We start from the raw sequence: 21,623 nt of genomic DNA, 5'->3' as shown, positions 1-21,623 counted from the left end.
AATTAAAAGTAAGATTTAAACTTCTATTGTTTGTCCTTTTTTAGCTACTTTGAAAACATAAGTATACAACCACATTAGTGTAAATGATGGTATAATATCGAACCCTGGTATAATCTCTTCTAAGAAAGTAAATGCACCAGCAGCTTGCCCTACCTTGCCTTTATACATTCTGGTCATGAGCCAACCAGCAAGTGGTGCCCAAATAATATCTGAAAATTCACCTATAAATGGTATAGCAAATGACATCATACCTATAAAGTCAAAAAGCAACCCCATGAAAAGTTGTTTGTATTTTTTATCTTTTAAAATTGACATATTGAAAAATTAGTTATTCTATCTAAAGAATGCAACAAAGATGCCAAATTTTTAAAAACAAATAAAAGATGATTAAGACCTATTAAGAAAGTTTTGCGCTAATTAATTTCAAGAACTCATTTCTTGTCTCAATTTTTTCGAATTGACCTCTAAATCCTGATGTTGTCGTTACCGAGTTTTGTTTCTGTACTCCACGCATCATCATACACATATGCGATGCTTCGATAACAACCGCAACACCTTTAGGTTTCAACGTATTATTAATACATTCTAAAATGTCATGTGTTAACCTTTCTTGCACCTGCAATCTTCTAGCAAAAACATCAACTACACGAGGTATTTTACTTAAGCCAACAATTTGACCATTAGGTATATAAGCAATATGTGCTTTACCAAAAAATGGTAACATATGGTGTTCGCATAAAGAATATAGTTCAATATCCTTTATAATAACCATATCATCATAGTCCTCTTTAAACATTGCCCCTTTTAAAATCTCTACTGGATCTTGTTGATACCCTTGAGTTAAAAATAACATAGCTTTAGCGGCTCGCTCTGGTGTTTTAACCAAACCTTCCCTTTCTACATCTTCACCAATTTCATTAATAATAGAGGTATATCTACTTTTAACTTCTTCGGTAATTTCAAGATTGTACTCTTCTAAATTTCTATATGGGGACATAAATTATATTTGTGTTTAACCTAATTAAATTTAAGTTGAACAAATTTAGTATTTTCTTTGATCATCCAACATAAATATTTCATAAATAAATCTTGATTCATTTAATGCTACATATTAGTAGTAAACGCAACTTAAAGAGAAATACTATTTTTAGCGTGCTCCTTTTTCATTAATTTTGAATTTCAAAATAATTATTCTTTTAACACCAACTTTCTCATGATAAAAGCTTCTAACATTCATAAATATTACGGAGAATTAGAAGTACTGAAAGGTGTTGACCTTCATATAAAGAAGGGAGAAATCGTTTCTATTGTTGGTGCTTCTGGAGCCGGTAAAACTACGTTATTACAAATATTAGGAACCTTAGATGTTCAGTCTAACCGAAAAGACAGTACCCTACTTATAAATAATATTGAAACTACAAATTTGAATGATAAAGATTTAGCGAAATTCCGAAATGAACATATTGGCTTCATCTTTCAGTTTCATCAATTGCTTCCTGAATTTACGGCCATTGAAAATGTATGCTTACCTGCATTCATAAAAAAAACACCTAAAGCCGATGCTGAAGTTCGGGCAAAAGAGCTTTTAGATTTCTTAGGCTTATCGCATCGCTATAATCATAAACCATCAGAACTATCTGGCGGAGAACAACAACGTGTTGCCGTTGCTAGAGCCTTGATCAATAATCCATCAATTATCTTTGCTGATGAACCTAGTGGTAATTTAGATTCTGAAAGTGCCGATAATCTTCATAAACTCTTCTTTGAATTAAGAAAAAAATTTGGACAAACGTTTGTTATCGTTACCCATAATAGTGAATTGGCAGAAATGGCAGACAGAAAATTAACCATGGTAGATGGCAAAATTGTAGATAAAGAAATCATTTTAGCATAAGGAAAACAGATGCTAGAAGAACTTTTATTATTTGCAAAGAATCCGGTTTATAATCAGGATATCACAACTCCATTTTCTAACAAATTAAGAACATTTTTTAAGCTATTGATTATAGCATTAAGCACAAGTATTGTGCTATTACTGATTGCTAGTGTAGTTGAAAATTCACTTCAACTTGAGATGGGTAAACATGCGATGGACAATTTGTTCGATAATTATTCAATTGCGCTCATTTTCTTTTTAGCTGTAGTCATCGCACCATTTTTTGAAGAACTATTATTTAGGGGACCACTTGTGTTTTTCAAAGATGCTAATTATTTCAAAATAGTCTTTTATGCATTTACCATCGCTTTCGGCTTCATGCACATTAGTAATTTTGAAATGAGCACACAAGTATTATTGTTTTCACCATTATTGGTCGCTCCACAAATAGGTGTAGGTTTTCTTTTAGGATTTATACGTGTAAAATTTGGACTAGTCTGGTCAATTGCACTGCATGCTTGCTACAACATGGTGCTCATAGTCCCCGTATTGATAATGCAAATTTTAGATATTCCCATTGAATGACAAAAAGTGAGTTAAAAGTATTTTTAGACGAAAAAGTTATTCAGTATAATAATACTGAATTCTTAGAAACTGACCCTATACAGATTCCACATCTTTTTACGTCAAAAGAAGACATTGAAATAAGTGCATTTTTAACTGCAACGATAGCTTGGGGCAACAGGAAGAGCATTATCAATAATTCGCATAAACTCATGGAAAGAATGGGGCAAAGTCCGTACGATTTTGTAATCAATCATACCGATGAAAATCTCGAAAATTTAGCTGGTTTTGTTCATAGAACTTTCAATGACATCGACCTTACCTACTTTATTCAGAGTCTAAAAAATATTTACAATAAGTATAATGGATTAGAAGGTGTTTTTACAAAACATCAAGGCAAGGATAGTTTACAGCCCACAATTTCAGAATTCAAGAAAATATTTTTTGAATTACCATATGAGCAACGTACAACAAAGCATGTATCTGATCCATTAAAAGGATCCGCCGCCAAAAGAATAAACATGTTTTTACGTTGGATGGTTAGAGATGCCGCCACCAATGTAGATTTTGGAATCTGGAAAAGTATTGATCCATCAAAATTATCTTGCCCATTAGATGTTCACTCTGGTAATGTAGCCAGAAAATTAGGTTTATTAAAACGAAAACAAAATGATGCAAAGGCACTAGCCGAGTTGGATAAAAATCTTAGAAAACTGGACCCGTTGGATCCAGTTAAATATGATTTTGCCCTATTTGGTTTAGGTGTGTTTGAAAAATTCTAGTTTATTTCTTCTTTTTCAAATCTTTTATCGGTCAGTATTTTCATAAAGGCAATAATTGCTTTTGATTCTGCATTGGTAAGATTCAAAGAATCTGAGGGCAATGTTTGGTAAGGTACATCTAAGCCCATACCTAATCCACCACCAACATTATAAAACTCTACCACTTCCTCTAAAGTTGCATACACCCCGTTATGCATGTAAGGTCCCGTTAAATCTACATTTCGCACTGTTGACGTTTTAAAGAAATGCTTCTTCTCCTCTACTTCGTAAGGGTAATACTGACCCCAATCATCATCTAAAACAGGATTTTCAAAACTTGCGTTTTTAGGTACTCCAAGATTTTCAAATTCGCTCTCCATATATTTTGGTGGAACCGTACCATTAAATACCGGCGGAAAATGGCAAGTAGCACATGCTGCTTTCCCCATAAAAAGATTAAAACCATTAACTTCTTCGTTGGTCATGGATTCTTCTAATCCGTTTATATTTCGGTCAAATTTAGAATCGAAACTAGAAAGACTTCTTATATAAGTAGCAATCGCATTTCTAGCATTCATATTGGTTATTTTACCATCATAAAGCGAATCAAATTGAACTTTATACGCTGTTTTTACTTGAATTTTCTCTTCTAGTTGTTCTAAATCGATATGAAACTCATTTTCATTATTGGTAACACCAACAATTTGATCTTCTAGTCCGTCTGCCCTACCATCATAAAATAAAGAACGTTGGTAAACGGCATAGGTTAAAGTAGGTGAATTGCGTTGCAAATCTTGTCCGTTTATTCCTTTGGCAATTTTATGACCGTCAGTAAATGCTTTCTCTTTAATATGGCAAGTGGCACAACTTATAGTACCTGATCCAGATAAATCTTTATCATTGAATAACTGTCTTCCCAATTCAATTCTTTCTTCAGTAATATCTGGTGCTCTTTGGGTAGAGAACATTTTCATATTAAAAAAATTCTTGTCAAATAAGCTAGTTACTTTGGGGTCTAACGCCCGAGATTCGCTAAGTTCAATATTCCAATCTTGCGCGGTTTTAGCCACTAAGTCCAATTGATTATTAGTGTGAAATTTTATAAAAGCATAACGATCAAAATCATCAAAATTTCCATTTTTAAGTACATTAATGGTAGAAGTAATTTCATCTTCCCATTGCATGTACAATTTTTTATCTGCAAAAGCATCTTTGTAGATGGCTAAAACATGCTGTAAAGTTTCGTAATTATAGATGGCTTCATTTAGAGAATTAGCCAACATAGGAGAGTCAAATCCAGTAATACCTTTTGTAGCGATATTTACGATAGCATCGCGAATCATTTTAAGGTGATGTCTATCTCTTTGTGTAATAAGGATATGATTTTTGCGTACAAATGGAATTCTAATTTTTAGATATTCTAAAACAGTATTTAATTCTTTATTTGAAAATCCATTTTCATCATAAAGAAGCTCTTCTAATACCTGAAAACTTTTTGGATTCTGAATTCTAACATCTTGGTGGTCATCTATTTCTACCTTCAATAAATTTGGAGCATTCATTGAAATATAGTTTTCATAATCATATGCTATTAACATAGGTTCTACCCTTTTATACCATTCTCTACTTTTAAGAAAAAGACTTTTATTCTTTGACAGGGTATTTAAAGTATCTATCTGTTGCATAAAATAAGAAGTACTATCCAATGCAATAAAATAATGTTCACGAATTGTATCATTGAACATTGATTGATCGTTTTGGTTTATTGCCAACAAAGGCTTTGTTTCCTCATTTTTACAGGAGAGGAAAAAACTAATAAATCCAACAAAAATCCATTTCCAATGCAATACTCTCATGTTTCTTTTTAAAATTAATATGAATAGAAAAGGTTCCCAATGAAGGGAACCTTTTATTGTAATTATATAAAACTAATTATCTAGGCAAACCTGTCAATTTGAAAAGAACAGAACCTTCTAACCTTGCACTACCTTCACTAATGGCTGTAGGATCAACAAACTTAAGTCCGTCAGCTCTTACTGCAGTATCAGGCGTCGTGCTAAAATTCCACCCATGTACTTGAGCACCACCAATAAACGTAGGTTCAGATGCACCAATGATATCGGTAACATCGAATAACCCTGTAATTTCCCACATACTATCAGTATTTCCAATACCTACGCTAGATGCATATGTTTGGTTACACTCCATCACTTCAACAAAATTACCAGTATTTAAATCTAGCTGCCATAATTTAGCGAACCCAGTAATGTCAGCATTTAAATCAGCATAACCGTTAGGATCTTCTTGAATGTAAGCATAGTTTTCAGTAACCAAAATATTATCAGGAGAGTGCAAACCGTCACCTTTACCACCTTCAAGATCACCATCTACAACCACAGTAAGAACTGCGTCTGCTGTTGGGTCAGTTTCGTTTAATTCTAATTTGTAAACACGACCAAAACCAGTACCTCTTAAGTTAAGATCTGGGTTATCTCCACGAATTCTACCTGTTGCATTAAAGTATACTTCTCTTTGAGCATCTGCAGTACCTCTTCTCCAGTCAATATCTTCAATTCTTTGAAAACCAATAGCACCTAAATCAATCGCTTCTTGATTTAATTCATCTATAGTTCTTTCGGTAACTTCTATCCATTCTACGTCATAAGCAATATCTTCTGACATACCCATTTCAAACAACTGTCCGCCTTCACCAGGTGCAGATTCTACAGGGTTTTTACCTTTTAAAACGTACAATTTACCTCCATCAAGATCACCTCTTTGACCTACATACATACCAAAATGTGCTTGTGGATACGTATTATCGCTATGATCATCACCCATAAAAACTACAGTCTGTGATGTATATGCATCTTTACCAATAACCACAGCGTTTTCAGTAGACCACTCTCCAAGAGCAGGAAGCCTTTCTACCTCTACTCTATCTTCTGTAGCTCTAAAAGGATTTACTTTGAAAACGCCTTTAGCGTTACCGCCCCATTCGCCACCAGAAAGATAAAGAGGACCAAAACCATGCTCTTCGACTGTTATTGCAGAACCAGAACACATTGCCGTAAATGCAGTAGCTGTTGAGTTAACGATATAATCACCTTGTAATGGTTGAAGCTCAGAATTTAACATTATTCTCGCAATAGAATAATCCGCTTCTAAATTATTGATTAATGCATAGTTACCATCTTCAGCCGGAAAAAGTGCAGCACCATCCATATAAGACCCATATACAAAGGTAGAATCAGATTCTAAAATATCTGCAGATGACATAATCATATTAAGCTCGGCGGATCCTGCAAATACACCTTTCAATTCAAATAATTCATTCGGAGTTACAGAGCTTGTTAACGGAATTGATTCCGCCAAAGTTAAATCTTGACCGTCGGCTCCATCAGCGCCATCGGCTCCGTCAGCGCCATCCGCACCATCAACACCGTCTATACCATTGGTGCCGTCAATTCCGTCTTCTCCATCACAGCTAATGACTGCAATTCCTAGACAAGAAAGAAACAATGCCTTAATTAGTAAATTTTTTGATTTTTTCATTATCAATATAGTTTTTAGGTTATAAGTGCAAAACTATAGAGACAACCTTTTAGAAAGGTTCACTGAAAATTAGCAATTGATGAAGAGAAGTTTATGCTTATGTTAAGATGTAAAATTAACTTGAATTTGAAGTGACCTTAACTTGAAATTCAAGTTAATTTAAATGTTATTACACTTATTTAATACATGTTACAACACTATACCTAAATCACCCAAAGATAACGCCTGTTCTTTACCACCTTCTGCGATTGATTTATAAATGGCTTCAACGATAATCATATCTCTTTTACCCATTTCGCCCGGAGCAATGTTTTTAGTTCCCAATATCACATGCTTGGAAAAATCGTCCATTTGTAAAGCTTGTTGTTTTTTAAATGGAAATTCTATAGTATTACCGTTAGATGTTCTCCCACTTATTGGTCCGTAACTATGAGCAGGGTCAAGCTCGAACCAACCTTTACTACAGTGACATTTTAATCTATTACCATTTGCGTTATGTGAAGTCCATATTTGTGCTACGGCACCATTGGCAAATTTAAATTGTGCGGTAATAGTTTCATCGGTATCTTTAAAGTAATCTGGTCGTGTACTAAACTCTTGTGCAGAAACAGAAATCGGATTTTGTCCTGCACCATAAATACTAGTTTGAATAGCATATACGCCCATATTCATTAAAGCACCACCACCAGAAAGAGATTTATTTAAACGCCATTGATCAGGGTTGCCATTAGAAACATATCCAGCATCTGAAGAAACAAAAAGCACATCTCCAAAAGTTTTCTCTTTTACGTATTTCTTTACCTCATTGGTGTAAGGGTCGCTCTGCATTCTGTAACCAATACCTAGTTTTACGTTATTCTCTTTACAAGCATTGATTATTGCATCACATTCCTCAACGCTTACAGCCATTGGTTTTTCACAAATAACATGTTTACCTGCTTTAGCTGCGCGAATACAAAAATCTACATGCATACTATTAGGTAGTGCAACATAAACGATATCTATATCATCGTTCTTTACTATAGCATCAAAATTATCGTAATTATAAATATTCTTTTTAGATAGGTTGTATTTCTCTTTCCAAATACCTTCTTTGGTTTTGGTACCGGTAACAATACCAGCCAAATAACAATGTTCAGTTTCTAGTAACGATGGTGCAAGTTGATGTTCGCTATAGCTTCCTAAACCTACTAAGGCAATACCTAGCTTTTTATTTATAGGTTTTGTAGTAAATGCTTTTGCCAGTGGTATGTTAGAAAACAATGCTGTTCCTAATATTCCTTTCGTAGCTATACTGCTGAATGAGCGTCTTGATAATTTCTTCATGAGTTTATTTTAATGCTTTAGAAATTTAAATAAAAATCACTGAACTTCATAAATCATTTGATAATTTTTATATCAAGAATATATAGGGTTGTAAAATGACTTATTCTTTATAAGAATAGCTTGAAATGGTTAATCGATATTAACTATCTAATAGAACATTCTTAATGTAAATAGTGAGCTTTTATTCTTATTTTCGTTGGACAACAGAACCTTATCAAACCATGAAAAAACTTCTACAACTATCAATTTGTTTGGCAGCCAGCATTGCCATTGCTCAGTCTAGAGAATTACCCATAGATACCGTAATTACCACACAACATACCGCTACCATAAACGGAGCCACTTTTTCGTATACCGCACAAACAGGTACGCAACCGGTATGGGATGAAAATGCAAAACCTATCGCTTCTTTACATTACACCTATTATACTAGAAATAATATTAAAGATCGCGCTGCAAGACCTTTATTAATATCGTTTAATGGCGGACCAGGTTCTGGATCTGTTTGGATGCATTTGGCATATACAGGACCAAAAATATTAAAGATTGATGACGAAGGATACCCAGTACAACCATACGGCGTAAGTGCAAATCCACATTCAGTTTTAGACGTTGCCGATATTGTATATGTCAACCCTGTTAATACCGGATATAGCAGGACCATACCTGCAAGCGGAAAAGAAGTTGATAGGGATAAGTTCTTCGGAATTAACGCAGATATCAAGTATTTAGCAGAATGGCTGAACACTTTCGTAACCAGAAACAATAAATGGCGCTCACCAAAATATATCATTGGTGAAAGTTATGGAGGTACTCGTGTTATGGGACTTTCATTAGCATTACAAGAACAACAATGGATGTACCTAAATGGTGTTATTATGGTATCTCCTGCAGATTATAAAGTAATACGTAATTCCGGACCAGTAGCAGAAGCAATAAACCTACCCTATTTTACAGCCGCTGCATGGCATCATAAAATGTTACCGCCTGCATTGCAAAGTAAAGATTTAATAGAAATTTTACCAGAATCGGAAGCGTATACCATAGATAAATTAATGCCAGCATTGGCAAAAGGCGGATTCTTAGAAACTACCGAAAAAGAAACTATTGCAGATAAAATGGCATATTATTCAGGATTAAACAAGAAAGATATTCTTGATCAAAACTTGGTTGTACCTACCTCTTTCTTTTGGAAAAATCTTTTAAAAGATAAAAGTGGGTATACCGTAGGAAGATTAGATTCTAGATACTTAGGTATTGACAAACAATTAGCGGGAATGAAGCCAGATTACAATTCTGAATTGACATCTTGGTTACATAGTTTTACACCGGCAATCAACTATTATCTGCAAGAGGAATTGAACTTTAAAACTGATGTGAAATACAACCTTTTTGGCCCTGTACACCCTTGGAATAATGAAAACGATAATACAAGAGATAACTTAAGACTGGCAATGGCACAGAACCCATATTTAAATGTAATGATCCAATCTGGATACTACGATGGTGCTACTACCTATTTTAATGCAAAATATACCATGTGGCAAGTAGACCCAAGCGGGCGCATGAAAGATAGATTCAGCTTTAAGGGCTACCGATCAGGGCACATGATGTATTTAAGAAGAGAAGATCTGAAAACGGCAAATGATGATATTCGCGATTTTATTAAACGTACAGTCGCGACCGATAGAAGTGCGAAATATTAAAAAACGCCAGAAATTTATTTTTCTAAAACAGTACTAGAGATTCCCAATACAAGCAATGAATTTATTTCTGTTGTTTCTATTGGGAATTTCTTTTGAAATCTGACATCGGCAGATTTAATAGCATCTCGATATAGTTGTTCTCTTTTGCGTTGTTTTTTCTTTTTGAAAATATCGATTGTAACTCCCACCGTAGCACCACCCAACACAGTAGCAAATAAATCTTCATTGCTCCAACCTCCATATTGCTTTTGGTCAATACTTTCTTTTGCCAAACCAATTAACAAGCTACCACCTACAGCGCCAATAAAAGTCCAGGTTCTATCACCATTAGAAATTTCATTAGCTACTCCGGCACCAACCAATCCATACAGATTCCCTCCTAAAAAATGAAGTACTTTATCTTGTTCTATTTGACCGTATGCAGTTTGTATTGTAAAAGTAGCAAAAATCATTATGAGTATATTTTTCATACCGTGCAAAGATAAAATTCTATATCATGCATCTGGTATAAAAATCGTTACTATTACTTGGTTAAATACTCTATAGCTGTATTTTATATTATCTTACAATTTTAAAAATTATATGGAACTAAAAAATTTTATCAAGAGCCTTTCTATCATGCATTTGTTCTTACTTATTGGCTTAAGTATTTTTACCATTTGGGTGATTTTTCAAATCAACACCTTCAATACAGACAGCAATGCTGGGAGTGTGTTTTTATATGCCGTGCCATTATTTGCTATGCTAGGTTATTTTGGTAGTCAATGGGTATTTAAAAAAATGACTTCTAAAATTCAGTTAAAAACACGACTTGAAGACAAATTAAAAAAATATCAATCTGCTTTACATATAAAATATGCACTTATTGAAATGCCTGCCTTTATTGGTCTCTTCGCCTATTATAATACAGGTAACGCATTACCACTGGTAATCTCAATTTGTTTATTAGCATATTTAGCGGTGCAAAGACCAAATAAAGATCATATCATTAAAAATGTACCATTGACTGGAGAAGAACAAAGTCAAATTCAACAAGCGTAAACAACCAACAACATGAAAAGAGCAAACAACTTAATTTTAACCTGTATGTTATCATTATTAGGCTTAACAATGATTAATGCACAAGACTGGGCAGATTTAAAGCGTTTCAAAGAAGCTAATGCCGAAGTACCAGCAGTGTCAATTAATGAAGATCGAGTTGTATTTATGGGCAACTCCATTACTATAGGTTGGCTAAATAATCGTCCTGAATTTTTTGAAGGCAAACCATACATTAACCGAGGTATTAGTGGGCAAACTACACCTCAGATGCTTATTCGTTTTAGACAAGATGTTATTAATTTGAATCCGAAAGTGGTGACCATACTAGCGGGCACCAATGATATAGCAGGCAATACAGGTCCGTCGACCTTAGAAATGATTATGGATAATATAAAGGGGATGGCAGAACTTGCCCATGCCAACGGTATTAAAGTTATTTTATCTTCTACCCTACCAGCTTATGATTACCCATGGAAGCCTGGTTTAGAGCCATCAGGAAAGATAATTGCTTTAAACAAAATGATAAAAGAGTACGCCGATGCTAATGGGCATATTTATTTAGATTATTTCTCTGCGATGGTAGATGAAAGAAATGGCCTACCAAAAAAATACGCCGAGGATGAAGTACACCCAACAGTTGAAGGTTATAAAGTAATGGAACCATTAGTAGAAGCAGCCATTACAGATGCTTTAAATAAATAAAAATCAACCAAAATATTGATTCTAAAATCTACCTTTTAAAACTAGTTAAGATTTGATTATTTTTGAAGAAATTTGATTACTATAAAAATGAAAAAAACACTATTTCTATTGGTCGCTACGGCCATGTCATGTAATTCTTCCCAAAAAACCGTTACCGATGCCGCAACAGAAGAAGCATCATCAGTTGCATCAGAAATTTCATTTGCAGAAACGATTACAGAAGCAGAATTAAAAGAGTACTTATATATCTATGCTTCAGATGAATTCGAAGGCAGAGAGACTGGTCAACCTGGTCAGAAGAAAGCAATAGCGTATATAAAAGCTGAATATGAAAAACTAGGCATACCAGCTGCAAAGAAAGATGGTAACTATTTTCAAGAAGTACCATTAGAAATTAGCAAATTACCTATTGGCAAATTAACTATTGACGGTACCGATTTCGCTGTAGGCGAGCATGTATTAACTTTTTCTGCAGCCAACACATCAACCGATGATATTGTTTATGCAGCTTATGGAATAGAAGATGATTCCTATTCTAATTATAATGACCTTGATGTAGAAGGTAAGATTGTTTTAATGAAGTCTGGTGAGCCAAAAAATACTGATGGCACCTTTGTTATTTCTGGTACTACCGAAACATCTAACTGGAGCAATATGTCAGAATCTTTGACCAAAAGAGTTCAAATTGCTATGGGTAAAGGTGCTATTGGAGTTTTATATTACGATGCCAGTAATTTCAGTCGATTTAAGCGCAGGTTCGAATCAATGAAATCAAATAATAGTGGCAGAATGGAAGTAGTAGATAATAGCGCTCCTGAATTCTACAACTTATTCATTGATCAAACGCTTGCAAAAAGCATTTTATCTACTATTGACACAGATGATAAGCCACAAATTTTAAATAAAAAATTACAATTGGATTTTGAGAGTTCTAATGATAAAATTTCATCTGAAAACGTAGCAGCTATTTTGAAAGGTTCTGAGAAGACGAATGAATATTTAATTATTTCATCACATTTAGACCATATAGGTATTACTGGTGATGGTGAAATTAACAACGGTGCAGATGATGATGGTTCTGGTACTGTTGCGCTTTTAGAAATTGCTGAAGCTTTTAAGAAAGCGGCAGATGCAGGAAACGGACCTAAAAGATCTATTGTTTTCTTGCACGTTACTGGTGAAGAAAAAGGATTGTTAGGGTCACAATATTACACCGATGTAGATCCAATTGTTCCGCTAGCGAATACTGTTGCCAATTTAAATATTGATATGATTGGTAGAATTGACCCAGAACGTGAAGGAGACCGCAACTATATCTATTTAATAGGTTCAGATAAGTTAAGTTTAGAACTTCATAACTTATCTGAAGAGGTAAATAAGAAATTCATGAATATTGAATTGGATTATACGTATAATGATGAGAACGATCCAAATCGCTTCTATTACAGAAGTGACCATTATAACTTTGCCAAAAACAATATTCCGATCATATTTTATTTTAACGGTACTCATGCTGATTACCATAAACCTAGTGATACACCAGATAAAATAAACTACGACCTATTAGAAAACAGATCTAGATTAGTTTTTTATACGGCATGGGAAATTGCTAACAGAGAAAATAAGTTAAAAGTAGACTAACATCAACTACGTAAAATTAGAAAAGCCTTGTAATTTCAATGATTTACAAGGCTTTTTTATGCTTTAACTTTAGGTAAGCAAATGGTATAAAACAAAAAAGTCTTAGAAATGAATCTAAGACTTTTAATCTGCTTTTAGGGTGGAAGACCGGGTTCGAACCGGCGACCCTCGGTACCACAAACCGATGCTCTAACCAGCTGAGCTACAACCACCATTTGTAAGCGAGTGCAAAGATAATTTTTTTAAACAGTTCTAACAAATAATAATTTAAAAATTCAATAATTATTTAATTTTAGGAATCATTAATTATAATTTTTTTAACTTGAAGTTTTATTTGAAACAACCTACTAAGTTTATACCACTATTCATAATGCATTCTAAATCAAATTATAAACATAATTTTATACTATTCGCATTTGTATGTTTCAGCTTTTTTACCGCTATAGCTCAAAAAGACAGCATTCAGTTTTATCACCAAAAAATTTCTCAATTAATTAATTCTCCTGATTTTACTGAAAACTCAGCTCAATATATTGACAAACTAAACCAGCTCTCTTATTACCAAAGACTAATCGAGCAAGACTCCATGTTAATAAACTCAGAACGAGCACTTGAACTGAGTAGGAAAAACAATTACGTACATGGTGAGCTTGAAGCATTGGCAAATCTAGCCACTTTATACCTATATGCTGGACCAACAGACAAGTCAATTGAATTGTGTTTAAAAGTTATTGAAAATACTGAATTAAGTAATTTCCCGAAAACAGAAATGAAGATTTATAATATTCTAGGCCAAGGATATTACTTCAAAAATGACTACCCCTCTACTTATACTCAATTTTTACATACGCTAGCAATAGCAGAAAAGAATAGTGATCAATTTCACTTGTTTCGAATGAATATGAACTTAGGCACTATATTTAGTCGCTTAGAAGATTATGAAGAGGCTTTAAAATATTATGCCGCAACTTTCAAATATGTCAAAAAATTAAATGACCCTACTAAAGAAGCTATGCTGCTTAGTAATATGGCATACTTGAACATTAATTTAGGAAATTTACAACAAGCAAAGATTGAATTAGACGAAACATTCGCGCTGTTAGAAAAAAACAAACATATAACTTGGTTATCATGGACTTACTCTACCTTAGGTTCATATTATTTAAAATTAAATGATTTTAAAAATGCTTTAATCAATTACCAAAAGTCTTTTGATTTGCATGATGGTATAAATGACGTTAAAGCAAAGGCCAATATAAAATATGGTCTTGGAAAATCTTATTTTGGATTAAATAATTTAGTGAAAGCTGAGAAATTAATAAATGATAGTGCAAAACTATACGAATCTTCAGATCATGATGCTGGTCTAGAAGACGCATACAGAACGCTATATGAAATTAACAAAAGTCAAAATGATGAAGCAGAATCTTTAAAATATCTTGAATTAACCGAAAAGCTTTCTAATGACAATTTTAAGAAAGAAAACAGACGAAATTTAATGATGCTCAATGCTAAATTAAATTTTGAAAAGGAAAAGGAAGATTTAAAAGCACAAAATGAATTGGCATTAAATAAACAACGGAAATATGTAAAATGGTCTCTTGCAGGTCTATTTACTTTGATGGTAATTGTTTTTCTAATTCTAAGTGCCACTAAACGAGAAAAGATTTTAAATAAAAAACTGGCAAATCAGGCAGGAATTTTAAATAAAAACCAGAAAAGCCTTACTCAAATAAACGCTAATCAAGATCGATTGTTTTCAATCGTAGGTCATGACTTAAGGGGACCTATAAATTCATTGAACGATATTCTAAGGCTATATTTAGAAGACCCTGAAGGCAAGGTTTATTTTGAAAAATTTGCTCCACAACTTAAAGAAGACCTTGAACAAGTGCAATTTACAATGGACAACCTTCTACATTGGGGAAAAACACAAATGCAAGGAAGCACCATTAATATTCGGAGTATTTCTGTTAAGCATGAGTTAGATACTATATTACAGCTGTATAGAAATGAAATAAAGAAAAAATCTATCGTTATCAACAACCAAGTAGCAACTAACCATAATGTGTTTGCTGATCAACAACAATTCAATATTATTTTCAGAAATTTAATAAACAACGCCATTAAATTTACTCCTAATGAAGGTTTGATTACTATATCTACCGAAATAAAAGATAAAAACCTGGTAATTCAAGTTACAGATACTGGTGTTGGTATGACTGAAGCCGATATACAAAAGTTATTCAGTAACACAGAGAATTTCTCCAAATACGGTACAAATTTAGAAAAAGGAACAGGTTTAGGCTTGCGCCTGGTAAAGGCTATGGTTATAAAAAATGATGGAGAGATAATAGTAAAAAGTCAACCAAACCAAGGTAGTCAATTCATAGTTGAATTACCTGTAGATAAGGCATAAATTTAGCTTCATTTTATCCGAATTTCTAATCATAATTTACTTCCGATAAATAAGATATTCATATCAATTAGCGCTTTTCAAAAAGTAGGCTTTAAATCAAAAAAAAACGAAATTCATCGACGAACTACCCTTCTAGAACGTTAAAACACACAATAAAGCGCGTTTCACAACATTTATTACTTTTCCGTATTCTTCTAGGTTAAATTTAGAATCGCCTTATCGAGCGATAGCTATGAACAGAAGAATACTAAAACCATTTTTACTACACTCCCCACTAAGGGTGTGCATGGTTGTATTCTTATTTTTAGTAATAGGTAATTTATCAATTTCTGCTCAAAGTTCTAAAAGAGATACACTTCTAAATGAATTGGAGGAAATAAAAAAATCAGCAAACTTTAATTCTAACGATACACTTTACATTAACCAACTTCTTGAATTAGCTAATGAATATAGGTACCACAACTTAGATAGCTTAAAAATTTTAAGTAAAAAAAGTCTTGACCTCAGTCAAAAAACGGATTACATTAATGGTGAAATCAATTCTTACCATACTCTCGGCGGGTATTATTCTGATAAAGGAAAAATTGATCAGGCCATTTCAAATTTTACAAAATCTTACAACCTTGCAGCCGAACACGACAAATCATTTTTAAAAGCTAGTATTTTAAATGATCTAGCTAAAGAATATGGCTATAAAGGTGAATACTCTAAAGCATTAAAATGGTATTTAGCTACCATAGAAATTGCAGAAAAATATAATTATAAAAATATTATTTCAATAGTAAATGACAATATTGCACATCTCTATCTTGAACAAAAAGATTATGAGCAAGCAATGTATTTTTTACAAAAATCTAAAAACATTCATGAAGATATAGGTAACCCCATATTTCTGGCTGAAACGTTAAGCAATATAGCCTCTACATATGCAGATATGAACGAGTTAAATTATGCTATGTATAATATTAATGTAAGTATCGCAACTTTTGAAAAAGAAAAAATTCTTGAATGGTTAGCGTACTGCTACGAAATAAAAGGAAAGATATATCTCAAAAAAAATAAAAATACCTGGGCTCTTTATTGGTATAAACAGAGCGAATTAATGCATCAAGAAATAGAAGATGATCGAGGTAAAATCGACTTATTAAATGGTATGACCGAAGCTTACTTAAATCTTGAAAAAGATAGTGTAGCTGAAGTATATGCGTTAGAAGCATTTGACCTTTCAAAAAAAATAGGTTTAAGAACAGGAATAAAAACTAGCGCACACAAACTATCTAAAATTTTTAAGGACAAGAAAGACTTTGAAAAATCGCTCTGGTATCATGAGCTCTACCAAACGACTTATGAATCTCTTTCTGCCACTAGTAATGAAAAAGCATTGAATATGCTTAAAACTAGGGTAGCATACGACCAGCAGAAGCAGCAATTAATTCTTGATAATGAAAAAGCACTGGCCAAACAAAAAATATACATTTACGTATTTATTGTAATACTATTCATTTTCGCAATTATCACATTCTTGATTCATAGGAACGAACAAGCACAGAAAAAATTAAATCTAGAACTTAGAAATAATAAAACTGATTTAGAAGAGAAACAAGCGTATTTAAATGAGTTAAATCAGACTAAAAATAAATTATTCTCTATCATCGGTCATGATTTAAGAGGACCAATAGGTGCATTTCAAGGACTTTTAAAATTATTTAAAGAAGGAGAAATGACAAAAGATGAATTCTTGAATTTTGTTCCTAAATTAAAAATAGATATCGATACGATATCATTTACCCTAAACAACTTACTATCTTGGGGTCAAACACAAATGAATGGATCAATCACTAGACACTCTGTAACTAATTTAGATTGTATAGTAGAGGAAAATATAGCACTCTTATCTGAAATTGCAGAAGCCAAGTCTATCACACTAGTAAATAGAATTGAACCTAATTGCCAAATTTGGTCAGATCCTAATCAAATAGATATTATCATTCGAAATCTTTTAAGCAATGCTTTAAAATTTACACCTAATGACGGTCAGATAATAATTGGTGCCATACAAAAAATTAAAACTTGCGAGATATACGTGAAGGATAATGGAATGGGTATGAGCGAAAATATTATTGATAAATTATTCGAGAAAGATTCTAACCACACCACCTACGGTACCAATGATGAAAAAGGTACCGGACTAGGACTTTCGCTATGTAAAGAAATGGTAGAGAAGAACAATGGCAAAATATGGGTGCATAGTGCATTAGGTAAAGGCTCTAGCTTCTATTTTACTATACCAAGATTACAAAAAAGACATAAAGAATCTGCTTAAATTAAATGGTCAAGTGAATCGATTGCTACCATTCTTTCAACAGTAAAGCCCTCTGCATAATCAACACCTACCAATCTACCTAGATCTTTGGCTCTATAGTGTACACTTTCAATAAAGGTTTTACTACTAATTGGTGTTTCTGGCTCATTACTTTTAGGATCATGAAACTGAGATGTATATGCTAAAATTGCATCAGTTTTAGCTGTAATATAATCACTGATATCTACTACAAAATCTGGCGTAATGTTCTTCCATTGAATATAATGATAAACCAATTTAGGTCTCCATTCTTGCTGACTATCCTCTCCTACCTTTGTTTCTATTCGTCTTAATCCGCTCAAAAAACAGGCATCACTAACAAGCTTACTACCTTTACCATGATCAATATGCCTATCATCAATAGCATTACACAAAACCGTATGTGGTTTGTATTTACGAATCATTTTAATAATTTCTAATTGATGCGCTTCATTGTTGATAAAAAAACCATCTCTAAATCTTAAATTTTCACGTACCGCTACACCTAAAATTTCACCCGCGTTAGCAGATTCTTGATCACGAATTTCAGCTGAACCTCTAGTACCTAATTCACCACGAGTTAAATCTACAATTCCGACTTTTTTACCTAAAGCAATTTCTTTGGCTATGGTGCCACCTGCTCCTAGTTCTGCATCATCAGGATGCGCTCCAAACACTAAAATATCCAACTTCATGCTATGCTAATTGTAATTGTAATTATTTTAAACTTTCTAAAGCTTGCAAAATATCTTGCTTTAAATCTTCTACTTCTTCAATACCTACCGAAAAACGAATTAATCCGTCTGCTATACCTTGTTCTGCTCTAACTTCGGCACTCATTAACGCATGAGATGTTTGCGTAGGTGACAAAACCGTACTCTCTACCCCTGCCAAACTCATTGAAGGTTTTATTAATTGTAATGCTTTCTGAAATTGAGATGCATTGAAACTAGCATTTAATTCGAACGACAACATCCCTCCAAATCCTTTCATTTGTTTTCTGGCGATATCATGATTAGGGTGCGATGATAAACCTGGGTAATATACTTTTTCTATATCAGCTAAATCGTCAAGAAAATGTGCCATTGCCAATGCATTTTCATTTTGTGCTCTTACACGAATACCCATCGTTTTCATACTTCTTTCTAACAGCCAAACAGTATAATCACTAAGGCTACCACCAAAGTTCTTTGCCAAATGAAAAATACGCTCCATATGCTCCGTCGTTGAAGCAACCGCACCCGCACAAATATCTGAATGACCACCCATATACTTGGTAGCACTATGAATTACGACATCAATTCCAAAATCAATTGGGTTTTGATTTACCGGACTAGCGAATGTATTATCAATCAAAGTTATGATTCCGTGTTTTTTTGCAATGTTAGCAACAGCCTCTAAATCGGTAATCGTCAACAACGGATTAGAAGGAGTTTCTATGTACAAAACCTTGGTGTTTTCTTTAATTTGAGCTTCAAACGCTTCGGCACTCCAACCTTCGGTAAAAGAATACTCTATTCCGTATTTAGAAAACTCTTCATTTACTAAATTATATGTTCCGCCATACAAGGTTTGTTGTAAAACCACATGATCACCTGCTCTTAAAAAAGCCAATAAAGCAGTACTTACTGCAGCCATACCGCTACCAAATATTAGTGCCGATTCTGCATGCTCTAATGCCGCAACCTTTTTACAAAGCCCTTCTTGGTTAGGTGTGTTAAAATATCTAGGGTATCGTTTTACATCAACATCTTCATATGCATAAGAGGTACTCATATACAAAGGAGAAATGGCTCCTTTATGTTGTGTATCTTCTAATTCACCTACGTGGGTACAAATAGTATTCAATCCTTTTTTATTCGAATTCATGCGCTAATAATTATAGAAAATAAAGGTAAGGAATTAGAATGTAAAGCAAAATCAGAAACTAACCACATATTATATTTAATGTTAGCAACTAAATTGGATTTGAACTATTAAAAATTATAAATGATCGAATAAAAAAAGCCCTATTACTAGGGCTTTAAATGATTATAATATAAAATCAAGTCTTAATTAACGTACAGTGCTGTATTAATTGTATTTGCAGGAATTGCAAAACCTATTCCTTCAACACCAAACCCAGAGAACTTAGCATTAACTACACCTATTAAATCACCTTCTTTACTGATCAATGGTCCGCCACTATTTCCACTATTTATACTAGCATCGGTTTGAATTAATTTAACACCCTGATTTTCTCTATCACCAGAAATAATACCTTTTGATATCGTTTGTCCTAGCTCAACAGATTCTGGAGTACCTACAACATATATATCATCACCCATTGCGTAATTTTTAGCACTAGAAATTTGAAAATGCTTTTTAAAACTACCGTCGACTTTAATTAAAGCTAAATCCAACTCCTCATTTTGTCTCACCAATTTAGCTTTGTACTCCTTTTTGTCTTTTGTAATAACCGTAATATCTTCTTTAGAATTAGCTACTACGTGAAAATTTGTAAGTAAATAACCATCATTACTAACCACAAATCCACTTCCATGACCATTTTCGACTTTAATTGTTGCGGTTGCATTAATTGCGTCACTTAGGTTTCTAATATTTTCACCTTTAGCTAAAACAATAGTTTCTAACTCCGGTATCTTTTTCTCTTCACCTATTTTCATGTTTACCCTTACTTCATCATCGTTAAGGAAAGTTAAGAAAGATGTGGATATTGCATCATCAACAACCATTAAAGCTACACTTTCTTTATAATAATCATAAGAAAAATCACCAGATTTAGATGTTACAGTTCTACTATAAATCTCTTGACCATAAACATCTAACAAACTCCATTCTATTTCAATCTCAGATTTTATAAAACTCATTATAGTTTTGGCTTCAACATCATAAATACGTTGTAAATCTAATTTAGTTATATTGGCACTAACATACGCTGAGTTCGTTTTACTCTTAAAAATGGTATTTATCGTATCAGTATATTTATATTCTACCAATAAGTTATTTAAAGATTCTGTAAAGATGGTATTATCAAAATTGATTTCTTCTAAATTAGAATCAACCTCCTTATACTTATTCTTTTTATCCTTTTTATAATTTTTATACTTAATCTCTGTAAACTTCAAATCCTTCTTGTCTAAATCAAAACCGGTTTTTTTAACAAAAAGAAATTTTTCATTCTCAGTTTTAGTTCTAATCGGTATTAAATTTTCACTTAAAACTAAATCCTTTTGATAATCAAAACTTTTTGCACCAGAATCAAATAGTGGAGGCATTAGATAGAAAACGCCAAAAGGAACCCAAGAAATAATATGAAGAAGTGATTTTTTAGACTGATAATTTACAGCATATTGATCCTTATATCCTTCAGTTTCAATTTTCAATTGTTGAACATCTCTATCCCTATTCATCTTAGTAACTACTTGTTTACCTGTCCCCTGCTCCTTATTATTCACATAGACGGTAGACCCACTATTCTTTGTTAAGACAGTTACTTTTTGTTGTTTCCCATTTAAAATTGAAGCGCAACTATTGAAAATAGCTAGAACTAAGAATAGGCTGATTGATTTTTTTAAAGTTTACATGGTTTATGATTGAAATTTGTCAGTATATAATGTAGGCTTCCCCTTCTTAGGACACCTCTAAATTCGATAAATAATTATTATTTAGGTCAGATTTGATGAAGAAT

The 21,623-nt window shown here is 33.1% G+C and carries 18 protein-coding genes and 1 tRNA gene; 9 read left to right on the top strand and 10 right to left on the bottom strand.

Annotation, left to right across the window (positions count from 1 at the left end; all coding sequences use genetic code 11):
• Nucleotides 1-15: 15 nt before the first annotated feature.
• A complete protein-coding gene (locus Q4500_RS15660; RefSeq protein WP_303600540.1) occupies nt 16-315 on the bottom strand; it encodes a hypothetical protein in 300 nt (99 codons plus the stop codon).
• Between the two features lie 82 nt (nt 316-397).
• Complete coding sequence (folE, locus tag Q4500_RS15655; protein ID WP_303600539.1) at nt 398-997, bottom strand: GTP cyclohydrolase I FolE; 600 nt, start codon at nt 995-997, stop codon at nt 398-400.
• Nucleotides 998-1,213: 216 nt separating this feature from the next.
• Here folE and Q4500_RS15650 point away from each other — a divergent pair, with 216 nt between their 5' ends.
• From Q4500_RS15650 to Q4500_RS15640, 3 genes are read left to right on the top strand one after another with little or no spacing between them, the layout of a single operon-like run.
• Nucleotides 1,214-1,894, top strand: coding sequence for an ABC transporter ATP-binding protein (locus Q4500_RS15650; RefSeq protein WP_303600538.1), 681 nt, complete (start codon nt 1,214-1,216; stop codon nt 1,892-1,894).
• Nucleotides 1,895-1,903: 9 nt separating this feature from the next.
• Complete coding sequence (locus tag Q4500_RS15645) at nt 1,904-2,461, top strand: CPBP family intramembrane glutamic endopeptidase (RefSeq protein WP_303600537.1); 558 nt, start codon at nt 1,904-1,906, stop codon at nt 2,459-2,461.
• Nucleotides 2,458-3,222: a TIGR02757 family protein gene (locus Q4500_RS15640; protein WP_303600536.1), complete on the top strand. Its 765-nt coding sequence runs from the start codon at nt 2,458-2,460 to the stop codon at nt 3,220-3,222. Before Q4500_RS15645 ends, Q4500_RS15640 begins: the two co-directional genes overlap by 4 nt.
• Here Q4500_RS15640 and Q4500_RS15635 read toward each other — a convergent pair.
• From Q4500_RS15635 to Q4500_RS15625, 3 genes are all read right to left on the bottom strand, one after another.
• Complete coding sequence (locus Q4500_RS15635; protein WP_303600535.1) at nt 3,219-4,946, bottom strand: cytochrome c peroxidase; 1,728 nt, start codon at nt 4,944-4,946, stop codon at nt 3,219-3,221. The two genes, Q4500_RS15640 and Q4500_RS15635, sit on opposite strands and share 4 nt — an antisense overlap.
• 187 nt (nt 4,947-5,133) lie before the next feature.
• Entirely contained in the window at nt 5,134-6,756 is a 1,623-nt protein-coding gene (locus tag Q4500_RS15630; RefSeq protein ID WP_303600534.1) for an alkaline phosphatase PhoX, read from the bottom strand.
• A gap of 189 nt (nt 6,757-6,945) precedes the next feature.
• Entirely contained in the window at nt 6,946-8,082 is a 1,137-nt protein-coding gene (locus Q4500_RS15625) for a Gfo/Idh/MocA family protein (protein WP_303600533.1), read from the bottom strand.
• Between the two features lie 221 nt (nt 8,083-8,303).
• Here Q4500_RS15625 and Q4500_RS15620 point away from each other — a divergent pair, with 221 nt between their 5' ends.
• Nucleotides 8,304-9,788 carry a S10 family peptidase gene (locus Q4500_RS15620; RefSeq protein WP_303600532.1) on the top strand — a complete coding sequence of 495 codons (1,485 nt, stop codon included), beginning with the start codon at nt 8,304-8,306 and terminating at the stop codon, nt 9,786-9,788.
• Nucleotides 9,789-9,802: 14 nt separating this feature from the next.
• Here the strand turns inward: Q4500_RS15620 and Q4500_RS15615 are convergent, their stop codons facing one another.
• Nucleotides 9,803-10,258, bottom strand: coding sequence for a hypothetical protein (locus tag Q4500_RS15615; RefSeq protein WP_303600531.1), 456 nt, complete (start codon nt 10,256-10,258; stop codon nt 9,803-9,805).
• 112 nt (nt 10,259-10,370) lie between these two features.
• Between Q4500_RS15615 and Q4500_RS15610 the strand changes: the two genes are divergently transcribed.
• From Q4500_RS15610 to Q4500_RS15600, 3 genes are all read left to right on the top strand, one after another.
• Nucleotides 10,371-10,829 carry a hypothetical protein gene (locus Q4500_RS15610; RefSeq protein WP_303600530.1) on the top strand — a complete coding sequence of 153 codons (459 nt, stop codon included), beginning with the start codon at nt 10,371-10,373 and terminating at the stop codon, nt 10,827-10,829.
• 12 nt (nt 10,830-10,841) lie between these two features.
• Nucleotides 10,842-11,531 (top strand): SGNH/GDSL hydrolase family protein, encoded by a 690-nt coding sequence (locus tag Q4500_RS15605; RefSeq protein ID WP_303600529.1) that lies wholly within the window; start codon nt 10,842-10,844, stop codon nt 11,529-11,531.
• 87 nt (nt 11,532-11,618) lie between these two features.
• On the top strand, nt 11,619-13,172 hold the full coding sequence (locus Q4500_RS15600; RefSeq protein ID WP_303600528.1) for a M28 family peptidase: 1,554 nt from the start codon (nt 11,619-11,621) through the stop codon (nt 13,170-13,172).
• A gap of 137 nt (nt 13,173-13,309) precedes the next feature.
• Here the strand turns inward: Q4500_RS15600 and Q4500_RS15595 are convergent.
• A tRNA-His gene (locus Q4500_RS15595) sits at nt 13,310-13,385 on the bottom strand.
• Nucleotides 13,386-13,542: 157 nt separating this feature from the next.
• Between Q4500_RS15595 and Q4500_RS15590 the strand changes: the two genes are divergently transcribed.
• Together Q4500_RS15590 and Q4500_RS15585 are read left to right on the top strand one after the other, a co-directional pair.
• Complete coding sequence (locus Q4500_RS15590; protein ID WP_303600527.1) at nt 13,543-15,591, top strand: tetratricopeptide repeat-containing sensor histidine kinase; 2,049 nt, start codon at nt 13,543-13,545, stop codon at nt 15,589-15,591.
• A gap of 286 nt (nt 15,592-15,877) precedes the next feature.
• Entirely contained in the window at nt 15,878-17,914 is a 2,037-nt protein-coding gene (locus tag Q4500_RS15585) for a tetratricopeptide repeat-containing sensor histidine kinase (protein ID WP_303600526.1), read from the top strand.
• Here Q4500_RS15585 and bshB1 read toward each other — a convergent pair.
• From bshB1 to Q4500_RS15570, 3 genes are all read right to left on the bottom strand, one after another.
• Entirely contained in the window at nt 17,911-18,627 is a 717-nt protein-coding gene (bshB1, locus tag Q4500_RS15580) for a bacillithiol biosynthesis deacetylase BshB1 (protein ID WP_303600525.1), read from the bottom strand. The two genes, Q4500_RS15585 and bshB1, sit on opposite strands and share 4 nt — an antisense overlap.
• Before the next feature lie 22 nt (nt 18,628-18,649).
• A complete protein-coding gene (locus tag Q4500_RS15575) occupies nt 18,650-19,801 on the bottom strand; it encodes a PLP-dependent aspartate aminotransferase family protein (RefSeq protein WP_303600524.1) in 1,152 nt (383 codons plus the stop codon).
• A gap of 182 nt (nt 19,802-19,983) precedes the next feature.
• Nucleotides 19,984-21,345 carry a S1C family serine protease gene (locus Q4500_RS15570; RefSeq protein WP_303600523.1) on the bottom strand — a complete coding sequence of 454 codons (1,362 nt, stop codon included), beginning with the start codon at nt 21,343-21,345 and terminating at the stop codon, nt 19,984-19,986.
• Nucleotides 21,346-21,623 lie beyond the last annotated feature (278 nt).

This window comes from Maribacter sp. 1_MG-2023, assembly GCF_030547005.1.
GTDB lineage: Bacteria > Bacteroidota > Bacteroidia > Flavobacteriales > Flavobacteriaceae > Maribacter.
Note: the sequence above shows the minus strand (reverse complement) of the source record. Positions and strands in the feature narration are given on the sequence as shown.